The sequence below is a fragment of the Citrobacter amalonaticus genome (assembly GCF_037053465.1).
Classification (GTDB): domain Bacteria; phylum Pseudomonadota; class Gammaproteobacteria; order Enterobacterales; family Enterobacteriaceae; genus Citrobacter_A; species Citrobacter_A amalonaticus_H.
Genome location: NZ_JBALIF010000016.1, coordinates 19334 through 32755, shown reverse-complemented (window position 1 = coordinate 32755; position 13422 = coordinate 19334). Strand labels below are relative to the sequence as shown.

Here is a 13422-nt window from a genome sequence, read left to right as displayed (position 1 = left end):
TACTATCCTTCAACCTGTTTAACCGGCAGGGCTCGCGAACGTTTATGAATCAGTCCTGCGCTGTCAAACAGCCAGAACAGAAGTTTCGCCACCAGCAAACACACACCAAAAACCACGAGGAAAAAAACCACTCGCGAGACAAATGAGTCCAGCCCCTCTCGCGCCAGCACGATCATGTTAAAAATCGCGCCAAAACAGAAACTATGCAAAATCGCGGCCTTATAGCGATTTGTCTCTCGATTACCCAGCTCATACAGCCAGTCGAACCATTTAATGATCAACCCGACCACTATCGCGCCCAACGGAATAAACAGCACACCGCCCATCACCACCAGAGAACCAATCAGCGTCGGCGAGATCGCCAGGCCGGAATGGTTGTTCAGCACTTCCCAGGTAAAATAGTTTGCGGCGTTCAGCACCACGCTCGGCCGTCCCGGCCATAGCCAGGAAGGAATAAAGACGTAGAAATCGCGGACAATCGGCGCCAGTCCCTGGAAGTCGATCTTGTCGTAGTTTTGCAGTAGCAACGCCAGGTTTTCCCACGGGGAAAAGGTGTCGCGCGTGAGATACAGGAACGTATAAAACGCCTCGTCGCCGCTAACGTTCAATCCGTAGCGCTTCAGCGCCAGCCAGAACATCCCGACAATACCCAGCACGCCCGCAGCCGCCAGCATCCACAATGAGATCCAGCCGCGAATAATGCCGATAAACAGGAAGATCGCGAACGCGATAATGATATTGGCGCGGGTGCCGCCGACAATCATATAGGTCAGCAGGCCAAACGCGACAGTGCTCACCAGGAAGAATAGCCACGCTTTGCTGTCCTGACGCAGGAAGTAGACTACCAGCATCGCCGGAATGAAAAAGTAAAAGAAGCGCTTCAGCGCCACACCGGAGACCTCACTGGAGAAAATCTGGCTGTACGAATGCAAACGGAACAGTAAAAAACCGTTATGCATAAAAAAGATGCCCACGCTAATGAGCGCAATCCCCATCAGAATCACCCATGTCAGATGGGTTTCAACCCGGTTCATGGTAAACAGCGGCTTGCACGGCGCATCAGCCCCCCGCTTGCGTAAACGGGTTTTGTAGGTCACATAATAGACCGCGTAGAAACAGGCGGCAGACAGCAACGCCTGCAACAGGATTTCCGGTGGCGCGACGGCGACATCAAAACGGAACACCAGTACGCTGGTCAGGGGAAAACCAAAAAAGAACGTCAGCAAGAACAACAGCGAGAAAAACACGTTGAAGTTAAAGCGCACACGGCGGAATTCAAACCATGTCAGCGTGGCAATGAACAGCGTCGAGAGGAGCCAGACCACAAACAGTCCGCTGAACTGCATCAGGCTCATAGCACCTCCCCTGACGCTATCTGTAATGCGTTATGCCAGGGCTGCAAATAATTGGGGCTGAAGAAAGTGATATTATTTTTATCCACCGACGCCAGTTGGCGCTGCGCCTCACGTACCACCTGTTCGTTCAGTTCATCGGTAGTAAAGAGCACCGGAAGATGCTGCTCCACCATATCCTGCCAGAACGGATTCTCACGGTTGAGCACGCACGGGACACCCGCCTGAATCAACAGACACAATGTACCAATACCTTGCTGACGGGCAAAAATAAAGTAACCGAGATCGCACTGGCGAAGCAGGCTCAGATAAGCGTCGAATTCGAGTTTATCGCTGAGGATTTGCAGGTTTTCCGGGCTGAACAGGCTTAACCCCACTTGCCGAACGTGCGCAATATACGCCTCATTATTCGCCGGATAGCCCATCGGGACAATCACGTTCACCGTATCGCCAAACTGCTGATGTACGGCCTGCAGCGCAGCAATATGCTCATTGCTGCGATCGCCAGAGTTCCCGACCAGAATCGTCATTTTCCCACTGCGCAGGCGATCGTTCACCATATTATTCAGCGCCGGATCCATTCGCGTCGGGAAGTACAACAGTTCGCCCGGCACGCGCGGGTGCCGTTGGGCGAAATAGCTCAGGTCACCACGGGTGGCAAATACCCCTCCGACACGGCCTTGCGCCAGACGGCGAATTGGATAAAACAGTTTAAATTTTAGCCCGCTGGAAACTTCATACAGATCGGCGCCCCAGACATGCCAGTAAAACTGGCTGGGTTTGATGCCGCCGCTCAGTAACGCCAGCCATAGCGAGGTATTAAACTGACCGTGGAAGAAGAAGCGCTGTTTTCTGTCTGCTTTAGCTTGTGCAATAACCGCTTCCGCCAGCGTTTTCTTACCACTGAAGAAACGGATAGAGAGCGCGGGGCAATTTTCCGTCAGTCCGGTATCCTGTCCGGCAACCATAAAGACGCGGGCGTGCTCGCTGGTCGACGCCAGCGTATCGTTGAAAAACCGCAGCACGGTTTGATTATGGTGAGGGATATCTGATCCCAGTACGTGAATCAGTACAGTCATGCCCGCCTACGCCAGAGTAAAAATACGCCACAACACAAAGAGAAATAGACAATATACGTAGCCATATAGGCCTGCGCGGCGCCCAGTGCGCCATGCACCGGAATCAGCCAGTGCGCAAATGCTGTCAGTAAAATGAACTGGCTGATCTCAGCCAGAATATAAAATCGCAGCGACGCCTTCGCGATCACCAGATAACCGAACACGTAGGCGCCGACTTTCAGTACATCACCGACCAACTGCCAGGCAAACAGGTCACGCATGGCGGTGAATTTCTCAGAGAACAGCAGCCAGATAGCAAAATCACGCAGCAGCCAGACGGTGAAACTCGCGGCAGCCACCGCTGGAAGCACGAACTTCAACGATTTTAAGACTTCTCGCGTGATATCCCGCTTATCCGTGAGACGCGACAGCGTTGGCAACAGGTAAACGCTGAACGAGGCGGTAATAAATTGCAGGTAAGCATCCGAAATACTGCTCACCCCCTGCCAGATCCCCACATCATCCCAACTGTAGTGCGCCGCCAGCAGGTTTCGCATCATCACATACGCGACAGGTAGCGTGACTGATGTGATCAGCGCCATCAACGTGAATTTGCTGAGCTGACCGGCAAGCCCGTTATCCCAGGAGGGTTTCAGGTAGCGCAGCGGTATCATGCCGCGTTTCATCAGCATGGCGGCGGCCGGGATAACCACCAGCGCGGGAACCAGCGCCAGCCCCAGGAGCGCGCCTTCATAGCCTCCCACCCGGTAACAGCCGTAGTAAGCGACGACACCCACCAGACTGCCAACGATCAATGACAGCGCATTCCCGGCGGCATCACGAAAACCTTTCATCAATGCCAGCAGCAGGTTGGCCCAGGCAATACCCATCTGCACCAGCGCCACTAACCGGACCAGCCCCTGATACTGAGTGTGACCAAACAACCCCTGGCTAATCGGTGCCGCAGCAACCAGAAACACCAGTGCCAGTAGCGTAGAAAAACCCAGCACCATGGCTGAGGAGGTGCCCACGACCTTGCGCAGTTCTTCAGGATTATCATGAGACTGCGCAACGTATTTGGTGACCCCGTTAAAAATACCAGCCCCCGCCAGAACTCCGAGCACTGTGACCATCTGACGGAAGTTTCCCGCCAGGCCAACACCCGCCGGTCCAAATGACACCGCCAGCAGTTTAACGACCAATAACCCCGCGCCGATTTTGACCAGCGTACTGGCCGCCGTCCACAGGGACGCTTTCGCGAGCGACATATCAGGCGAAATAGTTCAGCAAGGTCGTAATCACCGTGCGCTGGTTCACTGCCGACAGGTTGTAAAACAGCGGCAGGCGCAGCAAACGCTCACTCTCTTTCGTGGTGTAGCGATCTTCACCTGAAAACTCACCGAACTTGTCGCCAGCCGGACAACCGTGCAGCGGGATGTAGTGGAACACCGCCATAATTTCGGCTTCTTTGAGGAAATTAATCAGGGCGCTACGATCGTCAATATCACGCAGCTTGATGTAGAACATATGCGCGTTCTGTTTGCAGTCATCAGGAATTGTCGGCAACACAATTCTGCCAGCACGCGCCAGCGGTTCCAGCGCATCGTAGTAGGTTTGCCACAGCGCCAGACGCTGCTGATTAATGCGGTCAGCCGCTTCCAGTTGCGCCCACAGATAAGCCGCTTGCAGATCGGACATCAAATAGCTGGAGCCAATATCGCGCCAGGTGTATTTATCGACCTGTCCCCGGAAGAACTGGCTGCGATTGGTCCCTTTTTCGCGGATGATTTCGGCGCGTTCAATCAGGCTACGATCGTTAATCAGCGTTGCGCCGCCTTCGCCGCCTGCGGTGTAGTTTTTGGTTTCGTGAAAACTAAAGCATCCAATATGACCAATCGTCCCCAGCGCACGGCCTTTATAGGTCGACATCACCCCTTGCGCGGCATCTTCCACCACAAACAGATTGTACTTCTCCGCCAGCGCCATGATGGTATCCATTTCACAGGCTACGCCTGCGTAATGCACCGGCACAATGGCCCGCGTTTTTTCAGTAATCGCCGCTTCAATACGCGTTTCATCAATGTTCATGGTATCCGGGCGGATATCGACAAAGATTATTTTTGCGCCGCGCAGGACAAACGCATTCGCCGTCGAGACAAAGGTGTAACTCGGCATAATCACTTCATCGCCCGGCTGAATATCCAGCAGTAGCGCCGCCATCTCCAGTGAGGCGGTACAGGAAGGGGTCAGAAGCACTTTCGCACTGCCAAAACGCTGCTCCAGCCACTGCTGGCAACGGCGGGTAAAGCCGCCATCGCCGCACAGTTTGCCGCTGCCCATTGCAGACTGCATATAATCGAGTTCGCTTCCCACCACCGGCGGTGCGTTAAACGGAATCATGTTGTCACCTGTATAACCAGTATGCGGCGCTTTCCACATTCGCTCCGCTTTGTATATAACGTTTAAGCGCGGCGGTGTTGCCCATTTGGGTTGCCACCCGCAATGTTGTTTTGCCGCGCGCCTGCGCCCAATCCAGCGCGGCCTGCATCAGTTCCGCTCCGGCCCCGCGCCCGGCGAGTAAGCCGATACGCGCATCGCTGTCATTAAGCTCACGTAGCGAGACATAGCCGCGAATATCCCCCCCCGATGCGCGAAGCACCAGACACTGATGATCAAACGTGCCGCGCACCGCATTTTCAATCCACTGCGCATAAAACCGCGCACTGGCATCAGGGGCGTACCACGGCGCACGAAAACGACTTTGCGCAAACGCCGTCGCGGCAAGCTGACGTAAAACCGGGATATCCGTTAATTCTGCAATTTCCGCGCCAGTTTGACCGTTGTTTTTACCGACAGCCAGCGCAAGGTCAACTTCCCCTTCCACCAGCGCAAATCCCAACTGTTGCAACGCATCCAGCTCAGCAGAGTTATCTGCCGGGACTTTGGCCTGAACCCGCGCCCAGGACTGTAACGCGTCTGCGGTTAATACTGGCGCGGCCGAGTCAATCCGGACAATGGCGCTGTTCACGCCAAAAAAGCGGTTTTCCCAGCTCAGCGGTTCAATACTGGCGTGGACGCGCACGGCATTACCCCTTCAGACCCAAACGCTCGCCCTGATAGGTTCCGTCCTGCACGGGTTTCCACCAGACTTCGTTTGCCAGATACCACTGCACGGTTTTACGCATGCCCGTTTCAAAAGTTTCCTGTGGTGTCCAGCCCAGTTCACGCGCAATTTTCGACGCATCAATAGCGTAACGTAAGTCGTGTCCCGGACGGTCATCCACAAAGGTAATCAGATCGCGGTACTGCACAATACCCTGCGGCTTATTTGGCGCCAGCGCTTCCAGCAGGTCGCAAATCGTCTCAACCACATCCAGATTTTTACGTTCGTTGTGACCGCCAATATTGTACGTTTCCCCCACCGCGCCGGTAGTCGCTACGCAGTACAGCGCCCGGGCGTGATCTTCCACATACAACCAGTCGCGAATCTGTTGTCCGTTGCCATAAACGGGAAGCGGTTTACCCGCCAGCGCGTTGAGAATCATCAGCGGGATAAGCTTTTCCGGGAAGTGATACGGGCCATAGTTGTTGGAACAGTTGGTAATGAGCGTCGGGAAGCCATAGGTACGTAACCAGGCGCGCACCAGGTGATCGCTGCTGGCTTTTGACGCGGAATAGGGGCTGCTGGGTGCATATGGCGTCGTTTCGGTAAAGAAATCATCGGTGGAGTGTAGATCGCCATACACCTCATCCGTCGAGATATGGTGGAAGCGAAACGCCGACTTTTTCTCGTCAGTCTGCGCATTCCAGTATGCCCGGGCAGCTTCCAGCAACGTGTATGTACCAACAATGTTGGTCTCAATAAATGCCGCTGGACCATCAATGGAACGATCGACATGGCTTTCCGCGGCCAGATGCATCACGCAATCCGGCTGGTACTGATGAAGGACGCGATCCAGCGCCGCGCGATCGCAGATATCGACTTTCTCAAAGGCAAAGCGATCGCTTTGCGCAACGGGTGTGAGTGACATCAGGTTTCCGGCATAGGTGAGTTTATCCACCACCACAACCGCATCCGCCGTCTCATTAATGATATGGCGTACCACCGCTGAGCCGATAAAACCCGCGCCACCCGTCACCAGAATTCGTTTCATTAACGCCACACTCCCTTGGTATCAACAACATATTGCTGGCGGACAGCATCACCATGAATCGCTTTAAATTGATTGTGATCGACGAGCATCACCAGCACATCGGCGGTGGCCAGCGCATCGTTCAGTTCCACCAGAGTACAAAGGCCTTCCAGCTTTTTCGGCAATTGGTGAATGTTCGGCTCCACCACCAGCGTTTCACCGCTGTGCCATTGGGCGATACTTTTTGCAATTCCCATCGCCGGGCTTTCGCGCAGATCGTCAATGTTAGGTTTAAAGGCGAGACCAAAGCAGGCGATTTTCACTTCGCTGGCACGTTTATTGGTCGCCGCCAGGCAATCCGCCACAGCGGCTTTCACCTGCTCGACAACCCAGTGCGGTTTGCCGTCGTTAACTTCACGCGCGGTGCGAATCAGGCGCGACTGCAGCGGGTTCTGCGCCACGATAAACCACGGATCGACCGCAATACAGTGTCCGCCGACGCCAGGTCCTGGCTGAAGAATATTGACGCGAGGATGGCGATTCGCAAGGCGAATCAGTTCCCAGACGTTAATCCCCTGCTCCGCGCAAATCAGCGACAGTTCGTTGGCGAAAGCGATATTCACGTCGCGGAAGCTGTTTTCCGTCAGTTTGCACATTTCGGCGGTTCGGGAGTTGGTGATCACACACTCGCCTTCAAGGAAGATCTTATACAGCTCGCTGGCGCGTGCCGAGCACACTGGCGTCATACCGCCAATAACGCGGTCATTCTTAATCAGTTCAACCATCACCTGACCTGGAAGCACGCGTTCCGGGCAATAAGCGATATTGATATCAGCCTGTTCACCCGCATTCTGCGGAAAGGTCAGATCCGGACGCATTTCTGCCAGCCATGCCGCCATCTGCTCAGTCGCACCGACCGGAGAGGTGGATTCAAGTATCACCAGTGCGCCCTTTTTCAGTACCGGGGCCACGGATTTCGCCGCTGCTTCAACAAAGGCCATGTCAGGTTCATGCTCGCCTTTAAACGGCGTTGGAACCGCAATCAGGTACGCATCCGCTACAACTGGCGTGGTGGTCGCACGCAGAAATCCACCCTCTACCGCCGTTTTCACCACCTTATCCAGATCCGGTTCAACAATATGGATCTCACCGCGATTAATCGTCTCCACCGCATTCGGGTTTACATCCACCCCTATCACCTGTTTTTGGCGCGAAGCAAAGGCTGCCGCCGTCGGCAACCCGATATAACCCAGCCCAATAACGGAAATGGTAGAAAAACTCATAGCGATACCCGATTGTTTTTTAACGCGTGTAAAATGCGGCCACAAGCCTGCCCATCTCCGTAAGGATTATGAGCGCGGCTCATGAGCTGATATTCGTTTTCATCATGCAGCAAACGTGTGACCTCTTCGACAATGCGCTGTGAGTTTGTCCCCACCAGACGCACGGTGCCTGCAGTAATAGCCTCTGGCCGTTCGGTCGTTTCACGCATCACCAGTACCGGCTTGCCCAGCGACGGCGCCTCTTCCTGAATCCCTCCTGAATCGGTCAGAATCAGCCAGGCGTGATTCATCAGCCAGACAAAGGGTAAATAGTCTTGCGGTTCAATCAGCGTTACGTTTTTAACGTGGCCGAGAATACGGTTGACCGGCTCACTGACGTTAGGGTTCAGATGTACCGGATAGACAATCTGGACGTCCTGATTCGCGGCGGCAATCTCCGCCAGGGCATGGCAAATCTGCTCAAATCCGCGACCAAAGCTCTCGCGTCGATGTCCGGTCACCAGAATCAACTTTTTATCTGAGCTAAGGAAAGGATATTGTTCGGCCAGTTCTTTGCGCAGCGTATCGCTTGCCAGAACACGATCACGTACCCAGATCAGCGCATCGATCACCGTATTGCCCGTCACAAAAATGCGGTTGTCGGCAATATTCTCGCGCAACAGGTTCTGCCGTGAGTTTTCTGTCGGCGCAAAGTGGTACATCGCCAGATGCCCGGTCAGCGTACGGTTTGCCTCTTCCGGCCAGGGGGAGTAGAGATCGCCTGTGCGAAGTCCGGCCTCCACGTGCCCTACCGGTATACGTTGATAAAAAGCAGCCAGACTGGTCGCAATGGTGGTTGTCGTGTCACCATGAACCAGCACCACATCGGGCTTAAAGTCCGCAAGAATAGGCTTCAGCCCTTCCAGTATCCGACACGTAATTTCTGTCAGCCCCTGACCAGGCTGCATAATGTTAAGATCGTAGTCAGGTACAATGGAAAAGAGGTTTAACACCTGATCGAGCATCTCCCGATGCTGCGCGGTGACGCAAACTTTGGCGTCGAAATCAGGATCCTTTGCCAGCGCATGTACCAGAGGTGCCATTTTAATGGCTTCCGGTCGCGTGCCAAATACAGTCAGTACTTTCACATCGATTCTCTTCGAATAGTCAGTGAGGGCCCAGCCCCTCACTGCGACAGTCATGCTACATCGCGCGGCGGCGGGTTAACGCAACCCCTGCGCCGATAAGCCCCCCGACGATGCCCCACATTACCATCAGGAAGGCACGGCGCGGGCTATCGCGTTTTACCGGTTCTTCCGGCGTGCGCAAATAGCGATAGGTCTGAAAACGTGGATCCAGGATTGGTCCCACGTTCAATGTATTTAGCATGGCTCGGTTTTGGAAGTAGTCCAGATCGAAGGAGGGGCCGACCGCCTGTAAATTTTCAAGGCGAGCCTGGAGCATAGGACGACCCAGCAGAAACAGCTCCGAATCCGGCAATTCATCCGGCGGAACATCTGTCGCGGTACGGGAAATATTGTGCTGCTCAGCGATTTTCAGCGCCTGTTCAATGCTGCTAACGCGACGGGAGAAAATGGCTTTTGCCACCTCTTCCTGACGTTTGACCTGCGCTTTCATCTGAACAGTTCGCGCAGCCCACGCCCCTTTCAACTCTTCGTTGAGATGACTTGCCGCACGCTGGCTGGAAAACGCCACATACTGGCGCAGTAAATTGTTCGCATCCGGCGCGGTTTCCGCCACCAGTTTAACGCTGTCATTAATCGCACGGGCAAAATCGCCGGGAGTAAACTGGATGTTATTGATCAGTTCATCGAGCATCGCGGCATCGACTTTACTGTTACCGACCATTCGCTGCTTGTAATAATCCGTTTGCAGCCAGAAATCGCGACGCGTATCCCAGGAGGCCAGTTGCATCACAAATTCTTTGTAGGCTTCATCCATCACTGATGGCTGATCGGTTAGGCCCTTGCTGGTTTTCTCATCCAGATTACGCAAAAACTGCTGCTGGGAATAATAGCCGCCCAGCATGTTCACCGTAGGACGATCCGAGATGGCAGTCGCACTCCACTCCTGTCGGGCAAAAAAAGTATACGCCAGCGCAATCAGTGCAAATAACAGCGCGATCCCTACAATCCATACTTTCCCGGCCCACAAGGTACGAAACAATCCACGAATATCCAGTTCATTTTCAGCGCTCACGGCGTGTGCCCCCGGTAATGGTTGAGTCATCGCATCCTCGATTTACTTGGTTAATTTTGGATTGTTATCACGGTTTCTTCGTAATCTACGCTTCATGCGCTTGATGAATCTCGCCACCTTCCAGGCACGTTTGATACAGTACCCGTAGAGGAAGAATGCTAGCAAAAAGAGCACCAACATCACCCATTCAGGAACAAAATGAGAGTATTCTGCAAGCACGCCGATCGAGGCCAGGATCGCCGCAGCAAGCGTGATCAGGACAAACGCCTGACGCGAAGTAAACCCTGCGCGCATGATCAAATGATGAATATGCTGGCGGTCAGGGGAAAATGGACTCATCCCTTTACGCAGGCGACGGTACATAATAGCCACCATGTCCATCAACGGAATCGCGATGATCCACAGGGCTGTCACCGGGCTTATCGGGTGGGTTTGCCCCTGAGTTGTTTCGAGGAGGATCCAGATAATGGTGAAGCCAATCAGCGTACTGCCGGCATCACCCATAAAGACTTTATAGCGACGCCCAAGTGCGCCGAGGTTCAACAAAATATACGGCAGGATGGCGGCTATCATGGCAAAGCACCAGATCGCCAGACTTGTCTGGCCATCGAACCACAGAATAAGTCCCATCGCGGCAAATGATACGCTTGAGAGCCCGCCCAGCAATCCATCAATACCATCGACCATGTTGAATGCGTTGATTGCAGCCCAAACGGCAAAGAGCGTGAGAAAATAACCAAACGGTCCAAGCACCATCTCCCACGGTCCAAATATATAACCCAGACTGCTGAGATAGAGTTTCCCCACCACCATCATGACTACGCCAATGATCGCCTGAACAGTCGCACGAATTTTTACACTGATATCAAAACGATCATCCAGCGCGCCGATAAAGACCAGCACACCAGCACAAGCCAGATAGAGAGCAGCATGGGGAATGTAGTAATTAGCTATGCCAAATGTGAAGCAGATTCCCGCATAAACTGAGATGCCCCCAACTAACGGTATCAATCCCTGGTGGCGTTTACGGTAGTTGGGTTTATCCACTAAACCGACCTTTTTTGCGACCTTCCGTGCAAAAAACAGAAACAGTGTCGTGAATAAAAAAATACTGATGAGATCAGTACTGACGGTCAGTAAATTCACAATGCGTGCTCTCAGAGAAAATTATTAGCAGAAGTATAACCACGAAGGCTTTTATTCAGAAGGGAAACTCCATCCCGAAGCATCTGTTTTGTATAATTATTAACCACAACTCACTTTTAACGAATCACACGTAACGCAAATGGGTGTGATAACACATAATTTGTTAACTTGTCGTTAAGATTACAGACTTAAAAGCAAAACGCCACGTAAAAACGTGGCGTTTTCGGCTAAGAGCGATTTTACGAGCGCTTCATCATGTCGAAGAAGTCGTCGTTAGTTTTGGTCATTGCCAGCTTATTAATGAGGAATTCCATTGCGTCGATTTCGCCCATTGGGTGAATGATCTTACGCAGGATCCACATTTTCTGCAGCTCTTCCTGAGTGGTAAGCAGCTCTTCTTTACGAGTACCGGAACGGTTGTAGTCGATGGCCGGGAACACGCGTTTTTCGGCAATCTTACGGGAGAGGTGCAGCTCCATGTTACCGGTGCCTTTAAACTCTTCGTAGATAACTTCATCCATTTTGGAACCGGTATCGATCAACGCCGTCGCAATAATGGTCAGGCTTCCGCCCTCTTCCACATTACGCGCCGCACCGAAGAAACGCTTCGGACGATGCAGGGCGTTAGCGTCCACACCACCGGTCAGTACTTTACCGGATGCCGGAACCACGGTGTTGTACGCACGCGCCAGACGAGTGATGGAGTCGAGCAGGATGATAACGTCTTTCTTATGCTCAACCAGGCGTTTCGCCTTCTCGATCACCATTTCCGCAACCTGAACGTGGCGAGATGCTGGTTCGTCAAAGGTAGAAGCCACAACTTCCCCTTTCACCAGACGCTGCATCTCGGTCACTTCTTCCGGACGTTCGTCAATCAGCAGCACCATCAGCACGCAGTCTGGATGGTTATAGGCGATGCTCTGCGCGATGTTCTGCAGCAGCATGGTTTTACCCGCTTTCGGCGGTGCAACAATCAAACCACGCTGACCACGGCCGATGGGTGACGCCAGATCCAGCACACGCGCCGTTAAGTCTTCAGTAGAACCGTTACCACGTTCCATACGCAGACGAGAGTTTGCGTGCAGCGGGGTTAAGTTCTCGAAGAGGATTTTGTTACGGGCGTTTTCCGGTTTGTCGTAGTTAACTTCGTTAACTTTCAGCAGCGCAAAGTAGCGTTCGCCTTCTTTTGGCGGGCGAATCTTACCAGAAATGGTATCACCAGTGCGGAGGTTGAAACGGCGGATTTGGCTGGGGGAAACGTAGATGTCATCAGGACCGGCGAGGTAGGAGCTGTCTGCAGAGCGGAGGAAACCAAATCCATCCTGCAATATCTCCAGCACACCGTCACCAAAGATATCTTCGCCACTCTTTGCGTGCTGCTTCAGGATGGCAAAAATAATGTCCTGCTTGCGCATACGAGCCAGGTTTTCCAGCCCCATATTTTCGCCGAGAGTGATCAGCTCAGAAACCGGCGTATTCTTTAATTCGGTAAGATTCATAGTGGTGTGAGTTCTTAAACTTGGGGTAAATCTCGAACTTAATGTTGTGAATGGTATGGCAGGGTCATCCATGCCTGTTTACGGCCATCAATTCATGTCTGTTCGCTGTCTGGTCACAGGAGAGTACGCAGAACTGAAACGACAAGACGGATTGAATGATAAGGCCCTGAATCTGTCCACTTCTCGCGCGAGAAAAAACGGGAAGTAATGAAAATATCAAGATTCAAACTTAATAAGGTATGTTTAATACGAAGTCAACACTAACTTAGCACGACTCAAGTCGGGCGTCCAGTCATCCGAAACAATTAGGAACTGACCGCCCGAACATGAGACTTTCTGCTTACGCCAGGTTGGCGTCGAGGAATTCTTTCAGCTGACCTTTGGACAGTGCGCCCACTTTGGTCGCTGCAACCTCACCGTTCTTGAACAGCAGCAGGGTCGGGATGCCACGGATACCATACTTCGGCGCAGTGCCTGGGTTTTGGTCAATGTTCAGTTTAGCAACCATCAATTTGCCCTGATATTCGTCAGCGATTTCATCCAGAATCGGGGCGATCATTTTGCACGGTCCGCACCACTCTGCCCAGAAATCAACGAGGATCGCCCCGTCCGCTTTGAGTACATCCGTGTCAAAACTGTCGTCAGTCAGGTGAATAATTTTATCGCTCATATATAACTCCACAGGAATAAGCCTGGCGTGTTGGAATGGAAGAACACAACCTTCAATTCCAACTAAAGGTTGACTTTATTTC

General features: G+C 52.9%; 13 protein-coding genes. All 13 read right to left on the bottom strand.

Annotation, left to right across the window (positions count from 1 at the left end; translation table 11 throughout):
• Nucleotides 1–2 precede the first annotated feature (2 nt).
• The 13 genes from wzyE to trxA all read right to left on the bottom strand — a co-directional run bounded on the left by wzyE (nt 3) and on the right by trxA (nt 13340).
• On the bottom strand, nt 3–1355 hold the full coding sequence (gene wzyE / locus WB371_RS20005; protein ID WP_336221797.1) for an ECA oligosaccharide polymerase: 1353 nt from the start codon (nt 1353–1355) through the stop codon (nt 3–5).
• Nucleotides 1352–2431 carry a TDP-N-acetylfucosamine:lipid II N-acetylfucosaminyltransferase gene (locus WB371_RS20000; protein WP_336221796.1) on the bottom strand — a complete coding sequence of 360 codons (1080 nt, stop codon included), beginning with the start codon at nt 2429–2431 and terminating at the stop codon, nt 1352–1354. Before WB371_RS20000 ends, wzyE begins: the two co-directional genes overlap by 4 nt.
• Nucleotides 2428–3678 (bottom strand): lipid III flippase WzxE, encoded by a 1251-nt coding sequence (gene wzxE, locus WB371_RS19995; RefSeq protein ID WP_336221795.1) that lies wholly within the window; start codon nt 3676–3678, stop codon nt 2428–2430. The genes WB371_RS20000 and wzxE overlap by 4 nt, the downstream gene beginning before the upstream one ends.
• 1 nt (nt 3679) lies before the next feature.
• The gene (rffA, locus tag WB371_RS19990) at nt 3680–4810 is read right to left on the bottom strand and encodes a dTDP-4-amino-4,6-dideoxygalactose transaminase (RefSeq protein WP_336221794.1); all 1131 of its coding nucleotides are present in this window, start codon (nt 4808–4810) and stop codon (nt 3680–3682) included.
• Nucleotides 4811–4814: 4 nt separating this feature from the next.
• Nucleotides 4815–5492: a dTDP-4-amino-4,6-dideoxy-D-galactose acyltransferase gene (gene rffC, locus WB371_RS19985; RefSeq protein WP_336221793.1), complete on the bottom strand. Its 678-nt coding sequence runs from the start codon at nt 5490–5492 to the stop codon at nt 4815–4817.
• A gap of 4 nt (nt 5493–5496) precedes the next feature.
• On the bottom strand, nt 5497–6564 hold the full coding sequence (gene rffG / locus WB371_RS19980; RefSeq protein ID WP_336221792.1) for a dTDP-glucose 4,6-dehydratase: 1068 nt from the start codon (nt 6562–6564) through the stop codon (nt 5497–5499).
• Nucleotides 6564–7826, bottom strand: a complete 1263-nt coding sequence (gene wecC, locus WB371_RS19975) for a UDP-N-acetyl-D-mannosamine dehydrogenase (RefSeq protein WP_336221791.1) — start codon at nt 7824–7826, stop codon at nt 6564–6566. Before wecC ends, rffG begins: the two co-directional genes overlap by 1 nt.
• Nucleotides 7823–8953, bottom strand: coding sequence for a non-hydrolyzing UDP-N-acetylglucosamine 2-epimerase (gene wecB / locus WB371_RS19970; protein ID WP_336221790.1), 1131 nt, complete (start codon nt 8951–8953; stop codon nt 7823–7825). The genes wecC and wecB overlap by 4 nt, the downstream gene beginning before the upstream one ends.
• 55 nt (nt 8954–9008) lie before the next feature.
• A complete protein-coding gene (wzzE, locus tag WB371_RS19965; protein ID WP_336221789.1) occupies nt 9009–10055 on the bottom strand; it encodes an ECA polysaccharide chain length modulation protein in 1047 nt (348 codons plus the stop codon).
• A gap of 12 nt (nt 10056–10067) precedes the next feature.
• Nucleotides 10068–11171, bottom strand: a complete 1104-nt coding sequence (gene wecA, locus WB371_RS19960; protein WP_336221788.1) for a UDP-N-acetylglucosamine--undecaprenyl-phosphate N-acetylglucosaminephosphotransferase — start codon at nt 11169–11171, stop codon at nt 10068–10070.
• A 239-nt stretch (nt 11172–11410) separates the two neighbouring features.
• Nucleotides 11411–12670 carry a transcription termination factor Rho gene (rho, locus tag WB371_RS19955; RefSeq protein WP_002437993.1) on the bottom strand — a complete coding sequence of 420 codons (1260 nt, stop codon included), beginning with the start codon at nt 12668–12670 and terminating at the stop codon, nt 11411–11413.
• 87 nt (nt 12671–12757) lie between these two features.
• Nucleotides 12758–12850 (bottom strand): rho operon leader peptide, encoded by a 93-nt coding sequence (locus WB371_RS19950; RefSeq protein WP_336221787.1) that lies wholly within the window; start codon nt 12848–12850, stop codon nt 12758–12760.
• Between the two features lie 160 nt (nt 12851–13010).
• Nucleotides 13011–13340, bottom strand: a complete 330-nt coding sequence (gene trxA / locus WB371_RS19945) for a thioredoxin TrxA (RefSeq protein ID WP_336221786.1) — start codon at nt 13338–13340, stop codon at nt 13011–13013.
• Between the last annotated feature and the right edge of the window lie 82 nt (nt 13341–13422).

What these genes read in the sequence shown, in the direction of transcription:
- wzyE (WP_336221797.1), bottom strand. Translation starts at nt 1,355, where the DNA reads ATGAGCCTGATGCAGTTCAGCGGACTGTTTGTGGTCTGGCTCCTCTCG.
- WB371_RS20000 (WP_336221796.1), bottom strand. Translation starts at nt 2,431, where the DNA reads ATGACTGTACTGATTCACGTACTGGGATCAGATATCCCTCACCATAAT.
- wzxE (WP_336221795.1), bottom strand. Translation starts at nt 3,678, where the DNA reads ATGTCGCTCGCGAAAGCGTCCCTGTGGACGGCGGCCAGTACGCTGGTC.
- rffA (WP_336221794.1), bottom strand. Translation starts at nt 4,810, where the DNA reads ATGATTCCGTTTAACGCACCGCCGGTGGTGGGAAGCGAACTCGATTAT.
- rffG (WP_336221792.1), bottom strand. Translation starts at nt 6,564, where the DNA reads ATGAAACGAATTCTGGTGACGGGTGGCGCGGGTTTTATCGGCTCAGCG.
- wecC (WP_336221791.1), bottom strand. Translation starts at nt 7,826, where the DNA reads ATGAGTTTTTCTACCATTTCCGTTATTGGGCTGGGTTATATCGGGTTG.
- wzzE (WP_336221789.1), bottom strand. Translation starts at nt 10,055, where the DNA reads ATGACTCAACCATTACCGGGGGCACACGCCGTGAGCGCTGAAAATGAA.
- rho (WP_002437993.1), bottom strand. Translation starts at nt 12,670, where the DNA reads ATGAATCTTACCGAATTAAAGAATACGCCGGTTTCTGAGCTGATCACT.
- trxA (WP_336221786.1), bottom strand. Translation starts at nt 13,340, where the DNA reads ATGAGCGATAAAATTATTCACCTGACTGACGACAGTTTTGACACGGAT.